At 51.0% G+C, this 18,105-nt stretch carries 15 protein-coding genes and 1 riboswitch; of the genes, 11 read left to right on the forward strand and 4 right to left on the reverse strand.

Going from position 1 to position 18,105, the window contains the following annotated elements:
• Positions 1-21 precede the first annotated feature (21 nt).
• Positions 22-963, forward strand: coding sequence for a sugar-binding transcriptional regulator (locus tag MRBLPE1_RS12850; RefSeq protein WP_364145825.1), 942 nt, complete (start codon positions 22-24; stop codon positions 961-963).
• Positions 964-1,876: 913 nt separating this feature from the next.
• Here the strand turns inward: MRBLPE1_RS12850 and MRBLPE1_RS12855 are convergent.
• Positions 1,877-2,722, reverse strand: coding sequence for a bifunctional 5,10-methylenetetrahydrofolate dehydrogenase/5,10-methenyltetrahydrofolate cyclohydrolase (locus tag MRBLPE1_RS12855; protein ID WP_364145827.1), 846 nt, complete (start codon positions 2,720-2,722; stop codon positions 1,877-1,879).
• 61 nt (positions 2,723-2,783) lie between these two features.
• Positions 2,784-2,862, reverse strand: a riboswitch (ZMP/ZTP riboswitch).
• Positions 2,863-3,042: 180 nt separating this feature from the next.
• Here MRBLPE1_RS12855 and MRBLPE1_RS12860 point away from each other — a divergent pair.
• The 7 genes from MRBLPE1_RS12860 (at position 3,043) to MRBLPE1_RS12890 (ending at position 12,035) form a co-directional block, all read left to right on the forward strand.
• Entirely contained in the window at positions 3,043-4,770 is a 1,728-nt protein-coding gene (locus tag MRBLPE1_RS12860) for an ABC transporter ATP-binding protein (protein ID WP_364145829.1), read from the forward strand.
• Positions 4,771-4,774: 4 nt separating this feature from the next.
• The gene (locus tag MRBLPE1_RS12865) at positions 4,775-6,514 is read left to right on the forward strand and encodes an ABC transporter ATP-binding protein (RefSeq protein WP_364145831.1); all 1,740 of its coding nucleotides are present in this window, start codon (positions 4,775-4,777) and stop codon (positions 6,512-6,514) included.
• Between the two features lie 77 nt (positions 6,515-6,591).
• Positions 6,592-6,870: a hypothetical protein gene (locus tag MRBLPE1_RS12870; RefSeq protein ID WP_364145833.1), complete on the forward strand. Its 279-nt coding sequence runs from the start codon at positions 6,592-6,594 to the stop codon at positions 6,868-6,870.
• Positions 6,871-7,049: 179 nt separating this feature from the next.
• Positions 7,050-8,477: a spore germination protein gene (locus tag MRBLPE1_RS12875; protein ID WP_364145835.1), complete on the forward strand. Its 1,428-nt coding sequence runs from the start codon at positions 7,050-7,052 to the stop codon at positions 8,475-8,477.
• Positions 8,474-9,685, forward strand: coding sequence for a Ger(x)C family spore germination protein (locus tag MRBLPE1_RS12880; RefSeq protein ID WP_364145837.1), 1,212 nt, complete (start codon positions 8,474-8,476; stop codon positions 9,683-9,685). Before MRBLPE1_RS12875 ends, MRBLPE1_RS12880 begins: the two co-directional genes overlap by 4 nt.
• A gap of 21 nt (positions 9,686-9,706) precedes the next feature.
• Entirely contained in the window at positions 9,707-10,807 is a 1,101-nt protein-coding gene (locus MRBLPE1_RS12885; RefSeq protein WP_364145838.1) for a GerAB/ArcD/ProY family transporter, read from the forward strand.
• 361 nt (positions 10,808-11,168) lie between these two features.
• The gene (locus MRBLPE1_RS12890) at positions 11,169-12,035 is read left to right on the forward strand and encodes a YitT family protein (RefSeq protein ID WP_364145840.1); all 867 of its coding nucleotides are present in this window, start codon (positions 11,169-11,171) and stop codon (positions 12,033-12,035) included.
• 71 nt (positions 12,036-12,106) lie between these two features.
• Here MRBLPE1_RS12890 and MRBLPE1_RS12895 read toward each other — a convergent pair whose 3' ends face one another.
• The 3 genes from MRBLPE1_RS12895 to MRBLPE1_RS12905 are packed head-to-tail and all read right to left on the reverse strand — an operon-like array spanning position 12,107 to position 15,022.
• The gene (locus tag MRBLPE1_RS12895; protein ID WP_364145842.1) at positions 12,107-13,309 is read right to left on the reverse strand and encodes an SLC45 family MFS transporter; all 1,203 of its coding nucleotides are present in this window, start codon (positions 13,307-13,309) and stop codon (positions 12,107-12,109) included.
• A complete protein-coding gene (locus MRBLPE1_RS12900; protein WP_364145843.1) occupies positions 13,306-14,052 on the reverse strand; it encodes a glycerophosphodiester phosphodiesterase in 747 nt (248 codons plus the stop codon). Before MRBLPE1_RS12900 ends, MRBLPE1_RS12895 begins: the two co-directional genes overlap by 4 nt.
• Positions 14,053-14,077: 25 nt before the next feature.
• The gene (locus MRBLPE1_RS12905) at positions 14,078-15,022 is read right to left on the reverse strand and encodes a DoxX family membrane protein (RefSeq protein ID WP_364145845.1); all 945 of its coding nucleotides are present in this window, start codon (positions 15,020-15,022) and stop codon (positions 14,078-14,080) included.
• A 182-nt stretch (positions 15,023-15,204) separates the two neighbouring features.
• Here MRBLPE1_RS12905 and MRBLPE1_RS12910 point away from each other — a divergent pair, with 182 nt between their 5' ends.
• From MRBLPE1_RS12910 to MRBLPE1_RS12920, 3 genes are all read left to right on the forward strand, one after another.
• Positions 15,205-15,552, forward strand: a complete 348-nt coding sequence (locus MRBLPE1_RS12910) for a metal-sensitive transcriptional regulator (protein ID WP_364145847.1) — start codon at positions 15,205-15,207, stop codon at positions 15,550-15,552.
• 20 nt (positions 15,553-15,572) lie between these two features.
• Positions 15,573-15,773 carry a copper ion binding protein gene (locus MRBLPE1_RS12915; protein ID WP_364145848.1) on the forward strand — a complete coding sequence of 67 codons (201 nt, stop codon included), beginning with the start codon at positions 15,573-15,575 and terminating at the stop codon, positions 15,771-15,773.
• A gap of 107 nt (positions 15,774-15,880) precedes the next feature.
• Positions 15,881-18,094 (forward strand): heavy metal translocating P-type ATPase, encoded by a 2,214-nt coding sequence (locus MRBLPE1_RS12920; protein WP_364145850.1) that lies wholly within the window; start codon positions 15,881-15,883, stop codon positions 18,092-18,094.
• The last annotated feature ends 11 nt before the right edge of the window (positions 18,095-18,105 follow it).

Here is an 18,105-nt window from a genome sequence, read left to right on the forward strand (position 1 = left end):
GTTCGGATGGCGGATGATCGAATGGATGATAAACTGAGCAAAATGATCGATGTGGCAAGGCTGTATTATGAATTGAACTATAATCAGGAGGAAATCGCGCAGAAGCTGGGCGTTTCGCGTCCAACGATATCCAGGTTTCTTCAGCAGGCGAAGGATGAAGGATATGTTCAAATAAAAATCGTTCACCCTAATGAGAACAATTTTGTGCTCGCCGAGCGGCTGCAGTCCAAGTTTGGGCTGAAAAAAGCAGTCATCGTCTCCGTGCCGCAATACGAGGACAGCATTGTCAAACGATACATTGGCGAAGCCGCGGCATCCTATTTATATGATACGGTGAGAGATGGCGATATTATTGCGACGACTTGGGGAACGACGCTTTTTCAAATGGCGACCCAGCTCAAGGACAAGCCCGTCCGCGATGTTAAGGTCGTTCAGCTAAACGGCGGGGTCAGCCATTCGGAGACCAATACGTATGCTTATGAAATCGTTCATTTATTCGGCAAGGCTTTTCACACGATCCCCTACTTTATTCCGCTTCCCGCGCTTGTTGATCATGAGGTGGTGAAGCGAACGATTGAGTCGGACCGCCATATTCGCAATATTTTGGAGCTGGGAAAACTGTCAAACATTGCGGTCGTCACCGTGGGAGCGCCAACCGAAGATTCGGTATTAATAAGAGCGAACTATTTCACCGATTCGGATATGGATATTATTCGCTCGAAGGCCGCAGGCGACATATGCTCGCGCTATATCGATACGGCGGGGGCCGTTTGTTCGGAAGAGCTCAATGAACGCACAATTGGCATTAGTCTCGATGAATTGAAGCGCAAGGAGCAGTCGATTCTGGTGGCCGGCGGAGCGAAAAAGGTGAACGGCATCTACGGCGCGCTGCGCGGAGGCTATACGAACGTGCTGATTACCGATCAGTTTACGGGAAGGTATTTACTGGAGCGGGATGTGTAGCGCAATTCTACTGCACAAACTGCAATGTAGTAAGAAGCCATCAGAGCGCAATGCTGCTGCACAAACTGCAATGTAGTAAGAAGTCGCGTGGGGGAAGGTAGGGAGTCGAAAGAGGAAACGTTATTTACAGCCGCGCAGCTGCGCTTCGGACAGCTGCACTGCACTTTGTGCAATAGAAAGACGAATTTTAGCGGCACTAGCGCGCTACAGTGTAGAAAATACAACAGAAACAGCCGATGAAGACTCTAATGAGTCTGGCTCGGCTGTTTCTGTTGCACTAAGTGCAACGTAGCTGAGATTCGTCACGATTGAGCGCGATTACGTTGCACAAACTGCAACGTAGCCAGAAAACCACATGTCCGAGCGCTTTCTGCTGCACAAACTGGAATGTAGTATGAAGCCACTCGTCAGAGCGCAATGCTGCTGCACAAACTGGAATGTAGTAAGAAATCGCGTGGAAGTCGCGTGGTGGAAGGAAGGGAGTCGGAAGGGGGAAACGTTGCGTAAAGCCGCGCATCTGCGTTTCGTTCAGCTACACTGCACTTTGTGCAATAGAAATACGAATTTTAGCGGCACTAGCGCGCTACAATGTAGAAAATACAACAGAAACAGCCGATGAAGACTCTAATGAGTCTGTATCGGCTGTTTCTGTTGCACTAAGTGCAACGTAGCTGAGATTCGTCACGATTGAGCGCGATTACGTTGCACAAACTGCAACGTAGCCAGAAAACCACATGTCCGAGCGCTTTCTGCTGCACAAACTGGAATGTAGTATGAAACCACTCGTCCCTACGTGATTCTACTGCACAAACTGCAACGTAGCCAGAATACCACTCGTCAGAGCGTGATTCTGCTGCACAAACTGTAATATAGTAAGAAACCATTCCTCCCAGCACGATTTTGCTACACGAAACTAGATTGCGGCAAGCTTTGCCGCGGCGTCGACCGTATGCTTCAGCAGCATAGCGATCGTGACGGGCCCGACGCCTGCGGGGACAGGGGTGATGGCGCTGGCCTTCGCAAGGCAAGTCTCATAATCGACATCCCCGATGTTCCCCGGGTTGTAACCGGCATCCAGCACGACGGCGCCTTCGCGAATCCACTCTCCTTGAATGAAAGAAGGTTTGCCGACCGCAGCGACGACGATGTCTGCGGGCTTCAGCATTTCGGCTAGATTTTGTGTCTTGGAATGGCATGTTGTCACGGTGGCATTGCGGTTTAGCAGCATCAGCGAAACGGGCTTGCCCAGAATCGGGCTGCGGCCGACGACTACGGCATGCTTGCCCTCGATCGGGATTTGATAATAATCCAGAATAGCCATAATGGCAGCAGGCGTGCAGGACGGATAGTCCGCATAGCCGAAAGCATTTTGGGCAAAGCCAAGCGCGGTCACCCCGTCCACGTCCTTGTGGATGCTTATCGCTTCAAAAGCTGCGCGTTCATCAATTTGATGCGGCACGGGATGCTGCAGCAGGATGCCGTGAACGAGCGGATCGCGGTTAAGCTGCGAGATGACCGCAATCAAATCCTCGGTCGAAATGGACTTATCCAAATGGATTCGTTTCGACTCGATGCCTAGCTTCTTGCAGGCATTTCCTTTCATGCGGACATAAGTCTCGGAAGCAGGATCGTCTCCGACCAGTATCGTCGCCAAACAGGGCACAATGCCTGCGGCTCCAAGCGTTTCTACCCTAGCTTTCAACTGCTCTTTAATTGCGTCTGCGACGCGTGTGCCGTTTAAAATCATTTTGTCCGTCATGTTTACCCAGCTCCTTCGAATGGTTGTCGAAAAACATAAAAAGGCAAGGGGAATGTCCCCTTACCTTTGCCCAGGCGTACGGCTAATGATCTGCGCGCTTCCTCATGGTTCCCCATGCTCCGCCAGTTACGCACAGCTTTTTGTTGTTAGCTTCATTCTAACAGCTCCTGCGAGAAAAAACGAGCCATTACGCTCAGTTACTCCAATTTTAGTAGTGGGGAAACGATTGGCGGGATGCTATAATTACTTTAAATTGAGGGTGCGGGAGACGATGCCCTCTTATTACCGCTTCACAAAACGACAGGGATTGGGGTGCAGGCGTGTTAAAGCTGGGTAGATTTTTGGGGAAATATAAGCTGCCTGCCGTGCTGGCGCCGCTGTTCATGCTGCTGGAGGTATGCATGGATCTGCTGCAGCCGCGGTTTATGGCGAGCATCGTGAATGACGGGATTATGGGCGGGGACTTGGGAGCGATTGCCGGCACCGCGCCGAAAATGCTGCTGGCGGCGCTTATCGGTTTAGTTGCCGGCGTCGGCTGTACGGTGTTTGCGACCATAGCTTCTCAAAGCTTTGGAGCGGATCTGAGGCAGGAGCTGTTTCAAAAGATACAGGGCTTGTCGCTTCAATCGCTTGACCGCTTCGGTTCAGGGTCCATCGTGACCCGTTTGACCGGAGACGTCACGCAAATACAAGGCTTGGTGCTGTTACTTCTCCGTGTTTTTGCGCGGGATACGTTCATTATTATCGGGAGCCTGGTCATGGCATTCCTGATCAGCCCGCGTTTATCTATTATTTTGCTGGCGATGATCCCTTTGCTGGCTGCATTTCTCGTCATTACCACGCGGGTAACCGTTCCGTTATTCGCGAAGATGCAGCAGCGGCTTGATCAAGTGAATACGGTGATGCAGGAAAATTTGTCGGGTATTCGAGTTGTCAAAGCATTTGTCCGCGCCGATTACGAGGAAGAGCGGTTTAATGAAACGAATTCGAATTTGCTGCATGCCAGTCTGCGGGCGGCAAAAATCGTTGCGCTCAATACGCCGCTGATGTCGATTATTCTGAATTTCAGCATCGTAGCGGCGTTATGGTACGGCGGCATGCTTTCAGAGCAGGGTACGCTTTCGGTCGGCAGCCTTGCAGCGTTTCTAACGTATATTACGCAGCTGCTGTTCTCCACCTTAGGGCTCGGCAATCAACTAATGGCCATATCCAGGGCAAAAGCCTCCGCCGACCGCATTAATGAAATATTGGAGTTCTCGATCGACCAACCGAAGGAAGAGCAGCTGCCCCTTCAGCAGCCGAAGCAAATTCGAGAAGGCCGAATCTCGTTTGAGCAAGTAAGCTTTAGCTATGACGGTAATTTGGAGAAAGCCGTATTACGCGATATTGATTTCACGGCGGAGCCGGGAGAGACGATAGGGATCGTCGGCGTGAACGGAGCGGGGAAATCGACGCTGGTCAGCCTGATTCCGGCTTTTTACGAAGCGACGGACGGCCAGCTGTGCATCGATTCGGTGCCGATTAACGAGATGGATCCCTATGAGCTTCACAGCCAGATCGGCATGGTGCTGCAGCAGGCTCATTTGTTCAGCGGCACGATTCGGGACAATATCTGCTTCGGCAAGCCGGATGCAACGCAGCAAGAAATTGAAGCAGCGGCTAAAGCTGCCGAAGCCCATTCTTTCATTATGAAGTTGGAAAAAGGCTATGATACCGAGCTTGGACAGCGCGGCGTCAATCTATCCGGCGGGCAAAAGCAGCGCCTATCGATAGCGCGCACCCTGCTGCTGAAGCCGAAGATCGTCATACTCGATGACTGCACAAGCGCGGTTGATCTCAATACGGACCTGCTCATCCGGAAATCGCTGCAAACCATCATGAAGAGCAGCACCTGCCTCATTATCGGACAACGGATCGCATCCGTTCAGCAGGCGGATCGGATTATCGTGCTAGAGGACGGTCAAATAACAGCAATCGGAACGCATGGCGAGCTGCTTCAAGGCAGCAAGCTTTATCGGCAAATGGCCTTATCCCAGCAAGGAGCGTAATCAGATGAATCCTACTTTGGCGACATTAAAAAAAATCGGCTATTATTTATTTCATCAAAAAACAAGTCTTCTGACGGTTATTTTGCTTACGCTTGCCGCAGCGGGGCTTACTCTTGCAGGTCCCTATCTGCTGGGGACCGCGCTCGATGACTATATCATAGCCAAGCAATACGACGGCCTTCTTGGCATTTGCTTACTCATGCTCGGGGTATATGCGGCGGGCAGCTTGGTCGGCTGGCTGCAGGCTTTTTTCTTAGCGGAGGTATCGCAGCGGACGGTTTGGAGCATGCGGAAGGATTTGTTCCATCATTTGCAAAAGCTTCCCGTTCCTTTCTTTGCCAGCAAAAACCACGGCGAGCTGATGAGCCGTACAACGAACGACATCGACAACGTCACGAATACGTTAAATCAAAGCTTAATTCAAATTATATCAAGTGTTATTATGCTTATCGGCTCCTTCACAATGATGCTCCTCCTCAACGTTTGGCTTACGCTGGTTGCGCTTGTAGTCATTCCGTTGATCGTATTCGTATCCAAACGAATCGCGAAGGCGACGCAGCGGCAATTCAAGGGACAGCAGCAGGAGCTGGGAGGGCTTAACGGCTTTATCGAGGAGACGATATCCGGGCAGAAGGTTGTGGCGTTGTTCCATCAGGAGGAACGGATGGCGGAGCAGTTCAGCGCGGCAAACGCGAAGCTGAAGAAAGTCGGCATCAAGGCCCAAATCTACTCCGGTACGATGGGACCGTTCATGAATATGTTCGGCCATATCAGCTATTTAATCATTGCGGGCGTCGGCGGCTGGCTTGCTGTTCATGACCAAGCTACCGTAGGCGTCATTATTAGCTTTCTCGGCTATTCGAGGCAATTCAGCGGCCCGTTAAATGAAGTTGCCAACCAGTACAACATGATCCAGTCCGGCGTCGCGGGAGCGGAGCGGGTGTTCGACATGATGGAGGTTCCTTCCGAATATGAAGAAGAGGGAGCAGTCAAGCGGATAGAGTCGATTGCCGGCAAAGTGGAATTCCGGAATGTGCGCTTTGAATATACGGATGGAACGGCCGCGTTGAACAACATCAGCTTTACCGCCAGGCCCGGTGAGACGATTGCTTTGGTTGGGCCGACCGGAGCGGGCAAGACGACTATCATTAATCTCATCGGCCGTTTTTTCGAAATCAAAGAGGGACAGATATTGATTGATGACGAAGATATCCGTTCCATGGACAAAAACAGTCTCCGAAGCCAGCTCGGCATCGTGCTGCAGGATGCCCACTTGTTCTCGGGAACCATTCGCGAGAATATACGCTACGGCAGGCTGGATGCGACGGACGAAGAGGTGGAAGCCGCGGCGGTTCAGGCGAATGCAAGCAGCTTTATTGCCAAGCTGCCTGACGGCTATGACACGGAGCTGACAGCCGAGGGCGGCAACGTCAGCCATGGACAGCGCCAGCTAATTACCATTGCGCGCGCGATCCTTGGAGATCCCGCGCTTCTCATATTGGATGAAGCGACGAGCAGCGTCGATACGCTTGCTGAGCTTCAGATCCAAGAGGCGATGAAAAAGCTGCTTAGCGGAAGAACAAGCTTCGTCATTGCCCACCGGTTGAGTACGATCCGCCATGCGGATAAGATCCTATACATTAAAGACGGCCAAATCGCGGAGAGCGGCAGCCATGAGGAGCTGCTTGCAGGCAGAGGGCTTTATTATCAGCTGCACGGCAATCAGTTTTTACAAAACGCTTAGCTTGACCCGTTCCGTTCATGCATGCGGAATGAATGTGGTACAATGAGACGAGCGATGCAATTAGGAGATGACAAACGATGAGTGAACAATTAAACGAGCAAGAACTGGTGCAGTATATAGCAGGCGAAACCAATGCGGACGAGAAGCTGATAAAGCTGGTTTTGAAGCATGAGCAGGCTTATATCAACAGTGCAAAGGAAGACAAAAACGGCGAGGTCGATATCGACGGCGATGATTTGGTTGATTATGTGCTGAGCCGCCCTGACGTGAAGTCGAACGAACTGGTCGTAGAATCGATTTTGGACGCAGAGATGGATTATTTGATGGATAAAGGCCTTGCCGGCTACGTCGATTAGATGGCTGTTTGAATTGAAGAAATGCCGGTTCACTAAGGGACTGCTTCCAAGCTATGGCTTGCGGAGGCAGTCCCTTTTTGTGCTGCGGCATGAACGATTGGGCCAGCTGCTTACGCGGAGAACGGGTACGGTGCATACTCCCATTTATTCCCGGGAATACTTCAACATGGGGTGATGGAATGGCGCAAGCGGATGTTCAAACCACAGCCGGAAACGAGACCTTGCTGGTCAAGCAAATGAAACTGAATATCGAGCATCTCTATCAAACGGTTGGTCAAAGCCCTGATTATGTTATCCGGCATTACTCGCGAAGCGTCGAGCCGGGCTTGACTGCCGCAGTCGTTTACAATGCCAATCTCTCTAATCGCCAAGCCATCGATGATGTGATCACCCATTTATTCGATGAAAGCAGGCCCTGCGAACAGGAGCGGGACGAGCATCTAAATCCGCTGCACTGGGTAATGGCCCAGGCATCACTAATCGGCAGCGCAGCTAAATCAATGAACTGGAAAACGGTTATTCGCGCGGTCGTAACGGGCGACCTGATTATTTTTGTGGAAGGCAGCAGCGAGGCTGTCATTGTCTTTACCCAAGGGATGGAATGGCGAGCGATTACGGAGCCTACGACCCAAGTGACGATTCGCGGGCCAAAAGACAGCTTTACGGAATCGTTCAGCACCAATATTTCCTTGATTCGCCGTCGGGTTAAAAACGAGAACCTCTGGCTTGAAATGTTTACCGTAGGGGATTTGACGGAAACGGATGTTGCGGTGATGTATATTAACGGGCTTGCCGATGAGAAAGTGATTCAGGAGATGCGGAAGCGGCTTAACGCCATTCGTGAGGATGGGATCCTAGAGTCCGGGACGATTGAAAAACATCTGATGGATAAAAAGCTTTCGCCGTTTCCGACCATTTATGATACGGAACGGCCCGATGGCGTCGTCGGGCATTTAATGGACGGGCGCATTGCGGTCATCGTAGACGGTACGCCTTTTGTGCTTATTGCACCGGTTACTTTTTTTCAGTTCTTTCAATCGGTGGAGGATGTTTATCAGCTTTCCGATATCGGCGTCCTGATCCGGCTCTTGAGATACGTTGGCTATTTTATCTCGCTTATGCTGCCCGCTTTGTACATAGCCGCAATTACGTTTCACCAAGAAATGATTCCTACGCCGCTTCTCATCAGCCTTGTCGCCCAGAGGGAAGGCGTGCCTTTCCCGGTCATTGTCGAGGCGCTCCTGATGGAGCTTAGCTTTGAGCTGATGAGGGAAGCGGGGGTTCGCATGCCAAGGGCGGTCGGACAAGCCGTATCCATCGTCGGCGCATTGATATTAGGGCAAGCTGCGGTACAGGCGGGCATCGTATCTGCAGCCATGGTCATTATTGTCGCGGCGACAGGCATTGCCAGCTTTACGGCGCCGGCGTTTAATATTGCGATATCGGTGCGTATTTTACGCTTTGTCTTAATGATTTTGGCCAGCGTATTCGGACTATTCGGCATCCTGATCGGATTGTTTATATTAGTGGCGCATTTATCCAGCTTAAAGTCGATTGGAATGCCTTATTTTGCATTTAATCTAAAGCGGGGACAGGGAAAAGGATGAAGAAACGTCTCGTTTATGTGCTGATCCTGCTGGCCGCGGCAATGCCTTTGACAGGCTGCTGGAACAGCCGCGAGCCGAAGCAGCTGGCCATCGTAATGGCTCTTGGCATAGACAAAGCGCCGGGAAATAAATACAAGGTATCGTTTCAGGTTGCGAACTCCGGACAGGTGGCGCCTGGGATCGTTGCCGGAGGCAGCGCATATGGAGCGCCGGCTACGGTTTACACCGGGACAGGAAGCTCAATCTATGAGGCGATTCGCCAAAGCTCCCGCAAAGTGCCGCGACAGCTGTTTTTTGCCCATATTCGGCTTGTCGTCATTGGAGAATCACTCGCCAAGGCGGGGATGCAGGAGCTGTTTGATTTCTTTGACCGGTCACGGGAGACGAGACTTACGGCTATCGTTCTTGTCGCGCGGGGCAGAGAGGCCGAGCAGGTCGTTCGCACGCTGACGCCGCTGGAGAAAATCCCCGCGAACGCGGTCATGGGCAAGATGGAATACAGCACGAGGCTATGGTCGGAGAACCTGACGGTCTATATCGATGATGTAATCAAAATGATGGTCTCGGAAGAGAACGTGCTGCTTGTAAGCGGCGTTAGGCTGATTGGAGACTTGAATCAGTCGACTGTGAAGCGCAACGTGGAGCGAACGAGTCCGGCCGCGAGCATCAATATTAGCGGAATGGCTGTCATGCAGGATGGGAAGTTAAAGAAATGGCTGGACGGAAGTTTGGCCAGAGGGGTCATCTGGGCTCGCAATAAGATGGATAGCTCCGTTATGACGATTGATGCAATGGGTAAGCCGAAAGCGGTCAGTATAGAGGTATTGAAGGGCAAAACGAAGGTCAAGTCGCAGCTGGCCGGCAACAAGCTTAGCTTCCGCTATATGATCAACGCCGAGGGCTCCGTAAGCGAGCTGCAGGTTCCGCTGGACCTGAGCAAGCCGGAGGCCATCGACAAGCTCGAGAAGCAATGGGCGGATGCGATCCGCGAGGAAGTGATGACGGCGTTTAAGCAGGCGCAGTCCGACAAACGGGACATGCTGGGGCTGGGCCAGTTGTTTAGGCGGGAGCATCCCAAGCAGTGGCGCAAGCTGAAGATGGATTGGAGCAGCGCTTTTGCGGAAAGCGAAGTAACGGTAACCGTGCATACCGAAATTCGCCATCAGGGCTTGCGTAACAAATCCTATTTGAGCAACATATCGAAATAAAAGGCCAAAAGGTGATTGCTTATGGAATCAGGAAAAATCAGCGGTCTTCAATTTTTTAGCATCATCGTCATGTTTGAGTTAGGCGGGGTAATAGCCCTTGGCGTTGGCGGGACCGCTAAACAGGATACATGGATAGCCATCTTATTCGGACTTATTCCGGGTCTCTGTATCCTGCTTGTTTACGGGAAGCTCTATATGCTCTATCCAAAAGAACCCTTCACAACGTTTGTGCCCAAAATCCTCGGACCCTACATTGGAAAACCGGTTGTATTCCTCTACAGCGTCCACTTCATGTATCAATCGGTGCGTAACTTTCGCGGAATCGGCAATGTCATGTCCATTGCTGTTTACGACGAAACACCGCTTATTGCGCTGCTGTGTTTAATGGCGATTGCATTGATCTATATCGTCTATCAGGGGATAGAAGCCATGACGCGGACGATCGTTACTTTTTTAATCGTCATGGTGGTTCTCGGGGTACTCGGGAATTTATTTGTCATTTTCTCGAATATCATTGATGTGAACAACATGCTGCCTTTACTCGAAAATGGGTGGAAAACGGTCATTAACTCGATTCCGCTTACTTATTTCCTGCCCTATGCCGAGATGGTCGTAGTCATGATGTTTTTTCCGTATGTCGATACAAAAAAAACGGGTTCGGTAGTGAAGATTGGCGTCATGGCCGCCATTTTCTCGGGTCTGGTGCTTAGCTATACGATGGCGCTTAACGCTTCGGTGCTTGGCCCGGATCTGCTTAGCCGATCGATGATACCGCTTTTGGCAACCACTTCGAAGATCAACATCGGGGATTTTATTCAGAAAATGGACGGCATTTCGCTATCTACGCTGGTCATCAGTTATTTTTTTAAGGCCGTTGTTTATTTTTACGTGGCCGTCATGGCCGTGACCGATTTGTGGAAGCTAAAGGGGATTCAGACTGTTGTGGTTCCGCTTGGCATTATTATTTTTTTCTCCTCGATTATGGTTGCGGAAAATGCGGTGGAAAATTATATCGAGGGCTATATCATCAACCCTTACGTGGCATTTCCTTTTCAGACTGCGATCCCGGTCGTTCTGTTAATCGTTGCTTTGGCGCGGAGAAAGAAGCAAAGCGCTGCTTGAGGGCCGGGGGAAACAGGCTTAAGATCAGCACCAGCAGGCTTATAAAGATCATTAGGTATTCCGCGGTCGTAAGCATGATGAAATACGTGCCTAGGCTGAACCAGGCTTCCAGAAAAGTCATACCGTCAAATAGATTCATGATGTAATCGTAGATCAAATTGGATATGGCATATCCGATAATAATGAACGGCAGCTTCATTTGAACACTCCTTTTTTGCTGGGAAACGCTTTTTGTTATTGTGGCGGAATAGGGACGTGAGTATGCGGCATATGTTCTAAACGGGGTACATGCATTTTTGAGAAAATACCAATTTTGTGCTAAGGTTAAAGGATAGAATAAGAAAAAACGGAGGTTGAGCTGTTGGCAAAGGTACATAAGGGGTTATCATCTTTAGAAATTTTTAAACGGTTTATATTCATTACGATCGGCTCGGTTCTAATGGGCGTTGCCTTGGAATTGTTTCTAGTGCCCAATAACGTGATCGACGGAGGCATTGCCGGAATCTCGATTATGCTGGCGCATTTAACTTCGCTTCCCCTAGGCGTGTTCTTGTTCATTGTAAACGTACCGTTTCTAATTCTCGGTTATAAGCAAATAGGGAAAACCTTCGCGATCTCGACGCTGTACGGCATTATTGTCATGTCCGTTACAACGTCGCTGCTCCATCATGTTGAAGCATTTACGGAGGAGAAGCTGCTGGCTGTATTGTTCGGCGGACTTATTCTGGGAGCGGGCGTCGGTCTTGCGATTCGATTCGGCGGATCGCTGGATGGCGTGGAGATTGTATCGATTCTTATTTCGAAGAAGCTGCGCATGCCGGTCGGACAGATTATCATGATTTTTAACGTGGTTATTTTTGTAGTCGCCGGTTTCGTCTTTGAGTGGGATTCGGCTATGTATTCGATGTTTACATACTATATCGCTATTAAATTGATCGACATTGTCGTGGAAGGACTCGATGAATCCAAATCGGTTACGATTATTTCATCCGAATACGAAGAGGTATCGCAAGCGATCATTGATCGGCTTGGCCGCACCACAACGTTGATTCAGGCCCGCGGCGGATACTCGAAGGATGAGACGCAAATGATCTATTGCGTGGTATCCCGTCTGGAGCTGGCTAAGCTAAAAGCTATTGTGCAATCCATCGATGAGAATGCTTTTATTGCCATCGAGCATGTATCCGACGTCATGGGCGGCGGTTTCAGCAAGGGCAGCATTCACTAATCGCCAACAAAAAAATCCGGCAGCGTCATATAACGACGCGGAGCCGGATTTTTTGTTGCGCTTTTTTGGGGTCAAAAACTTGTCGTCGCAGCCGTATCGTCCGCTGTCCTTGCCAAGCCTTTATCCTTAACCCCGAGAAGAAAGAGCAAAGCGATAATCATACCGCCCGATGAGAAATAAAATAAGACAGAATAGCCGAACAGGTCAATCAAGGAACCCATCAGCGGCGGAGAAGCGATGGCTGCAAGCGAGGATATCAAATAATAGATACCGGTGCGCGTACCGATGCTTTGCTCCTTACCGAGTGAAACGATAAAGGGATAGGAATTGATGTTGATCATGGCCCAGCATATGCCGCCGATAAGAAGCAGTGCCCGAAGCGGGAGCAGCGAATCAACGAATGAAATGGCGGCAAAAATCAAGACGAGGCCGAGGACGCCAAGGGTGATAATAAGCTTTTTGCCGAAACGGTTGCCTAGCAGGCCGCTTGGAATGGCGGCTAGCACGAAGGCGAGCGAGAAGAAAGCGAGCGAGAAGGAGGATTGACCTTCGGTCAGCTGCAAATGGTTTTTGCCATATAAGGTAAAGAAGGCTTCAACGCCTTGATAGGAAAGGAACCAGAAGAAAATCGCGCCAAGCAGAAAGAGAGTCGGGCGGGTCAGCTGTCCTTTAAAAGAGATTTTGGCCTTCTCTTCGGTTGCATTGTAGGCAATCGCATCGCGTCTTTCCTTAATCGCAAAGAAGAGAATGACAAGACAGCCCAGCGTTAATACGGATGCCGTAAGGAAGGGCAGCGAAGCGTGCTTCTCGTAAAGAATCGAGCCTCCGCCAAAAGCGATGATGGAGCCGATACCGCCCATAAAATTGATAATGCCGTTTGCTTGCGTCCGTTTGCTGTCAGGCGTGATATCCGGCATAAGCGCAACGGCTGGAGAGCGGTATAAGCTCATCGACAGGTTCATCATGACCATGAACAAAACCAGCGTAAGCAGGCTGGTATGCCATGGAATCAATGCGCCAAACAGGGCGGCGAGCGGCATGCCGATAAGCAGGTAAGGCATTCTTTTGCCAAAACGGCTGGTTGTGCGGTCGCTGCGGCTGCCGATCCATGGCTGTAAGAATAAAGCGAAATAGTTATCGATCGTCATCATAAACCCGATAAGTGCGGTGCTTTTCAAAAAATTATCGAGGAAAAATGGGACAAAGGCGTTATACAGCGCCCATGTGATGCTGATGCTGAAAAAACCGAATCCGAGCAGCCATGTTTTTTTCACCCTGCGCTTGCTCCTCTCCTTGCCAGAATCTCTGCCAGCCGATCAGGATAATCGGTAATGATGCCTGCCGCGCCGGCGTCGATCAGCGTCTCCATTTCAGATGGATCATTGACTGTAAAAGGGTGATAGGCGATGCCGTGCGCGGAAGCCTCTGCTGCCCATTCCGGCGTTACCGCATATTTGTAGGCATGCAGCGCATCGGCTTGGAGCGACGCCGCATAATCCCATGGACGGTAAAGACCTTCCATGTACAAAATCCCGGTACGGATTTCAGGCGCAAGCTGCTTGCAGCGCACAAGCGAATAATGATTAAAGCTCGATATAATAACGCGTTCCGTCATGCGGTAATCCCGAACCATTCCGATAACCTTCTCCTCGATACCGGGGTAGGGGATGGAACCGTTTTTGAGCTCGATATTGAGAACAATGCCGGCTGGCTTGAGCAGCTCCAGCAGCTGCTCAAGCGTGGGAATCCGCTGATTATGGAATTCTGGGGCGAACCAGCTTCCTGCGTCCAGGGTAGAAAGCTCTTCATACTCGGTATCTTTTACAAGCTTATTTAAGCCTGCGGTTCTTGCCAAGGATTCATCATGAATGACGACGACCTGCCCGTCCTTGGTTAATTGGACATCGGTCTCGATACCTGTAGCGCCCAGCTCTAAAGCTTTCTGAAATGCAGCTAACGTATTTTCAGGACAACAGCCGCTTGCGCCGCGGTGGGCGAAATTGATCACGTTTTTCATAAAGGATCATCCTCTCTTTTTCAAGTTAAGCGAAGCGATAATAAATAAGCACGAAGGTAGCTAGCACAAAGATAAAGTTGAGCGATACGAATATCATTTGATCGATCACCGTGCGGTGCATCGAGACAGGCGGCTTATAGAAGCTGGCGCCCTCGATAATGAACAGGATCAGCACGATATGGATCATAAAATGACCGGCAAGCTCCTTCATGCCGAACAGCATCGTCGTTGAGATGAAAATAAGCGTCAACACGACGGATAACAGCCGGTTCAAAATGCCGACGACAAGCAAATAACCGACAACAAATTCGATGAACCCTGCCATGACGATGAACAGCGCCGGCTGGAAGCCGAACGTCGGCACGTTATGGTTCGCGATAATATCCTCTGCCATCGTGGGATAAATCCATTTTTCCACGGCGACCCAGCAAAGCGACAGCCCGGTTCCTAAGTAGAGAAGCGGGAAGCCCCACTCAGATTCCTTGGTTCTCTCGAGGAGAAGGACGCCGATAATGGCGAGATAAAAGCCGTAATCGAGCATATGGAACAGTCCGGCTTCGATGCCCGTGTCAATAAACAAGACGAGCATGACAAGCGCTCCGATCTTCGTCGCATAATGCTGCGGAATAAGCAGAAGTGCGATTGCTGTCCACATGAGGATGGTCTGCCAGCCGCTTGTCAGCTCGAACTCAAGCGCGAAGCGTGTTCCCGAAGCGGCTTGTATGAGAAGCGATGCGGCAGTGCCGTATTTGAGAATCGGCAAGGAATATTTTCTAAGCTTATCGAGCTCGCTGTCAATTCGCGTCGAGAGCTTCGATTTGGAAATCGCCGGCAAAAGCTGGGTCAGGACCGCCAGGAGAACCGCAACGAACACGGCCAGTGTCATGAAAAAAGGTGAGAGCACTGCGGCGATCGGTACTTTCTCCGGGACGACGTCTGTGAACCATTTGACATGTGCATAATAATCCATAAGCTGCTATTCCTCCGATTAGATGTGGTTTACAGTTGTTTACGAGGATCGTAGCATATTGACCACCATAATAAAAGTGCCAGGAATGGAATAAAAACACAAAATAAAAAAAGGTATTTACATACCCCATGGGGGTATGATAAGCTGATCTCAGAAACATATACCCCATGGAGGTATGTCGAATGAACAAAAGCGCAATAAACAAAGGGGAACACGATCATTCTACCGCAGAATGCTGCGATTCGGCTGCCCCTCGCAAGAGCCATCACTCCGATCAGATGAAGGATAATTTAACGAAACGCCTTAATCGGATTGAAGGGCAAATTCGAGGCGTAAAAGCCATGATCGAGAAGAATACGTATTGCGATGATGTGCTTAATCAGATTGCGGCCGCGCAATCCGCTCTGAACAGCGTCGGCAAGCTGCTGCTTGAGGGACACATGAAAAGCTGCGTCATTGAACGCATTCAAGCCGGCGAGAGCGAAGTGATTGATGAATTGCTTGTTACGGTTAACAAATTAATGAAATAGTCGGAGAGGGGAATAATAAAATGGCTAATGCAGTATTGAAAGTAGAGGGAATGACTTGCGGGCACTGCGTAAGCGCAGTTGAGAAAGCAGTTGGCAATGCGGGTGCCGTAGGCAAGGTTGATTTGGCGGGCAAGAAGGTATCGGTTGAGTTTGATGAAAGCAAAGTAACGCTTGAAGCCGTCAAAGCAGCCATCGAGGATCAAGGCTACGATGTGGTTTAAAGCATAGGCATCGCGTAATGATGAAGCAAGCAGAGGCTGAGCCCAGCCTCTCTTTTTTTACAAAAATATATACCCCGTGAGGGTATAGTAGCGGTAGGTGAGCATGCATGGATAAAGCGCAAACGACCATTCAAATTACGGGAATGACCTGCGCGGCCTGCGCGAATCGGATTGAGAAAGGCCTCAATCGGATGGAAGGCGTCGAGGCCAATGTAAATTTGGCGCTGGAGCGGGCGTCGGTTCGGTATGATCCGCTTGTGGTAGATGATGCTAAGCTGGAGCAAAAAATTATTGATTTGGGTTATGGCACAATTAAGCAGACGGAGGATTCAAACGAGAGCGCCGGTGATTACAAGAAGCAAGAAATTAGACGGCAGCAGCTGCGGCTTGCCGCTGCCATCGCGCTTTCCTTGCCGCTGCTGTGGGCAATGGCAGGGCATTTCGCATTCACGAGCTTCCTGCCGGTGCCGCAGCTGTTTATGAATGCTTGGTTTCAGCTGGCGCTGGCTGCGCCGGTTCAGTTCATTATCGGCTGGCCGTTTTACGTGGGTGCCTACAAAGCGCTTCGAAACGGCAGCGCCAATATGGATGTGCTCGTAGCGCTGGGAACGTCAGCGGCGTTCTTCTACAGCTTATACGAGACGTTCCGGACATTAAATCCGTCTGGGCACGGCGCTCATGAGGCGGAGCTTTATTACGAGACAAGCGCGGTGCTCATTACCTTGATTGTGCTCGGCAAGCTGCTGGAGGCTTTGGCGAAAGGAAGATCCTCCGAAGCGATCAAGACGCTGATGGGACTTCAAGCCGCTTCGGCGCTCGTGATTCGGAATGGAGAAGAGCAGCGCATAGCCGTGCAGGAAGTTATCGCAGGCGATATCCTGCTCGTAAAGCCGGGCGAGAAAATTCCCGTTGACGGCATCGTACTGGACGGCTCGTCCACCGTTGACGAAGCGATGCTTACCGGAGAGAGCATGCCGGTCGAGAAAGGGCAAGGCGATGAGCTGATTGGCGCTACGATCAATAAAAACGGCGTACTGCGGATGCAAGCCACAAAAGTCGGCAAAGAAACGGCGCTCGCTCAGATCATCAGGGTCGTTGAGGAAGCACAGGGCTCAAAGGCGCCTATTCAGCGTGTTGCCGACCGGATTTCAGGGATCTTCGTGCCGATCGTGACCATTTTGGCGGCTGCCGCATTTGCGGTTTGGTATTTGATTATTGAACCGGGCGAGCTGGGGAATGCGTTGGAAAAGGCGATTGCGGTTCTCGTTATTGCGTGCCCTTGCGCGCTTGGCCTGGCGACTCCGACCTCGATTATGGCCGGATCGGGAAGAGCGGCCGAGCTCGGCGTTTTATTCAAGGGCGGAGAGCATTTGGAGAGCACGCATCATATTGATACGGTGGTGCTGGATAAGACGGGTACGGTGACGAAAGGAAAGCCGGAATTAACCGATGTAAGGGCTGCCGCAGGCTTTGAGGAAAAACTGCTGCTCAGCTGGGTTGGAGCTGCGGAAAAAAACTCGGAGCATCCCGTAGCCGAAGCGCTTGTTACAGGGATCCAGGCTCGTTCGATTGCGCTGCCGTATGCGGAGCGTTTTGAAGCGGTGCCTGGCTTTGGGATTGAGGCGCTGGTTAACGGGCAACAATTGCTGGTAGGGACCCGGCGGCTGATGGAGAAACACGGCGTCAATGTCCAAAAGGCAGAAGCTGAGCAGCATAGGTTGGAATCGGAAGGCAAGACGGTCATGCTCATCGCGGTTAACGGTCAATATGCAGGCATGGCTGCGGTAGCGGATACGGTAAAGGAAACGTCGGCTGCTGCCGTTGCCCGCCTGAAGGCGATGGGACTCGAGGTCATTATGCTGACGGGGGATAACGAACGAACGGCACGGGCGGTAGCAAAGGCTGTCGGGATTGAACGCGTTCTTGCCGAGGTATTGCCCGAGCAGAAGGCAAAGGCGGTTCAGGAGCTGCAGGCGGAGGGACGCAAGGTAGCCATGGTCGGAGACGGCATGAACGATGCGCCTGCGCTCGTCGCGGCAGATATCGGGATGGCGATTGGCGGAGGGACCGACGTGGCGATTGAGGCCGCGGACATCACGCTGATGCGCGGCGATTTGAACAGCATCGCGGACGCCATTCGAATGAGCAAGGTTACCATGGCTAATATCAAACAAAATTTATTCTGGGCGCTCGCCTACAATGTCATCGGCATACCGATTGCCGCAGCCGGTTTTCTTGCTCCATGGCTGGCAGGGGCAGCTATGGCTTTAAGCTCGGTATCCGTAGTGTTGAACGCGCTCAGGCTGCAAAGGATGCGATAATGCGATATGAA

The sequence above is a fragment of the Paenibacillus sp. LPE1-1-1.1 genome, assembly GCF_040676435.1.
Classification (GTDB): Bacteria; Bacillota; Bacilli; order Paenibacillales; family Paenibacillaceae; genus Pristimantibacillus.

Excerpts from the sequence above, each read along its gene's own strand:
- MRBLPE1_RS12850 (WP_364145825.1), top strand. The coding sequence starts at position 22 with ATGGATGATAAACTGAGCAAAATGATCGATGTGGCAAGGCTGTATTAT.
- MRBLPE1_RS12855 (WP_364145827.1), bottom strand. The coding sequence starts at position 2,722 with ATGACGGACAAAATGATTTTAAACGGCACACGCGTCGCAGACGCAATT.
- MRBLPE1_RS12880 (WP_364145837.1), top strand. The coding sequence starts at position 8,474 with ATGAAGAAACGTCTCGTTTATGTGCTGATCCTGCTGGCCGCGGCAATG.
- MRBLPE1_RS12885 (WP_364145838.1), top strand. The coding sequence starts at position 9,707 with ATGGAATCAGGAAAAATCAGCGGTCTTCAATTTTTTAGCATCATCGTC.
- MRBLPE1_RS12905 (WP_364145845.1), bottom strand. The coding sequence starts at position 15,022 with ATGGATTATTATGCACATGTCAAATGGTTCACAGACGTCGTCCCGGAG.
- MRBLPE1_RS12870 (WP_364145833.1), top strand. The coding sequence starts at position 6,592 with ATGAGTGAACAATTAAACGAGCAAGAACTGGTGCAGTATATAGCAGGC.
- MRBLPE1_RS12910 (WP_364145847.1), top strand. The coding sequence starts at position 15,205 with ATGAACAAAAGCGCAATAAACAAAGGGGAACACGATCATTCTACCGCA.
- MRBLPE1_RS12875 (WP_364145835.1), top strand. The coding sequence starts at position 7,050 with ATGGCGCAAGCGGATGTTCAAACCACAGCCGGAAACGAGACCTTGCTG.
- MRBLPE1_RS12920 (WP_364145850.1), top strand. The coding sequence starts at position 15,881 with ATGGATAAAGCGCAAACGACCATTCAAATTACGGGAATGACCTGCGCG.
- MRBLPE1_RS12915 (WP_364145848.1), top strand. The coding sequence starts at position 15,573 with ATGGCTAATGCAGTATTGAAAGTAGAGGGAATGACTTGCGGGCACTGC.
- MRBLPE1_RS12865 (WP_364145831.1), top strand. The coding sequence starts at position 4,775 with ATGAATCCTACTTTGGCGACATTAAAAAAAATCGGCTATTATTTATTT.
- MRBLPE1_RS12900 (WP_364145843.1), bottom strand. The coding sequence starts at position 14,052 with ATGAAAAACGTGATCAATTTCGCCCACCGCGGCGCAAGCGGCTGTTGT.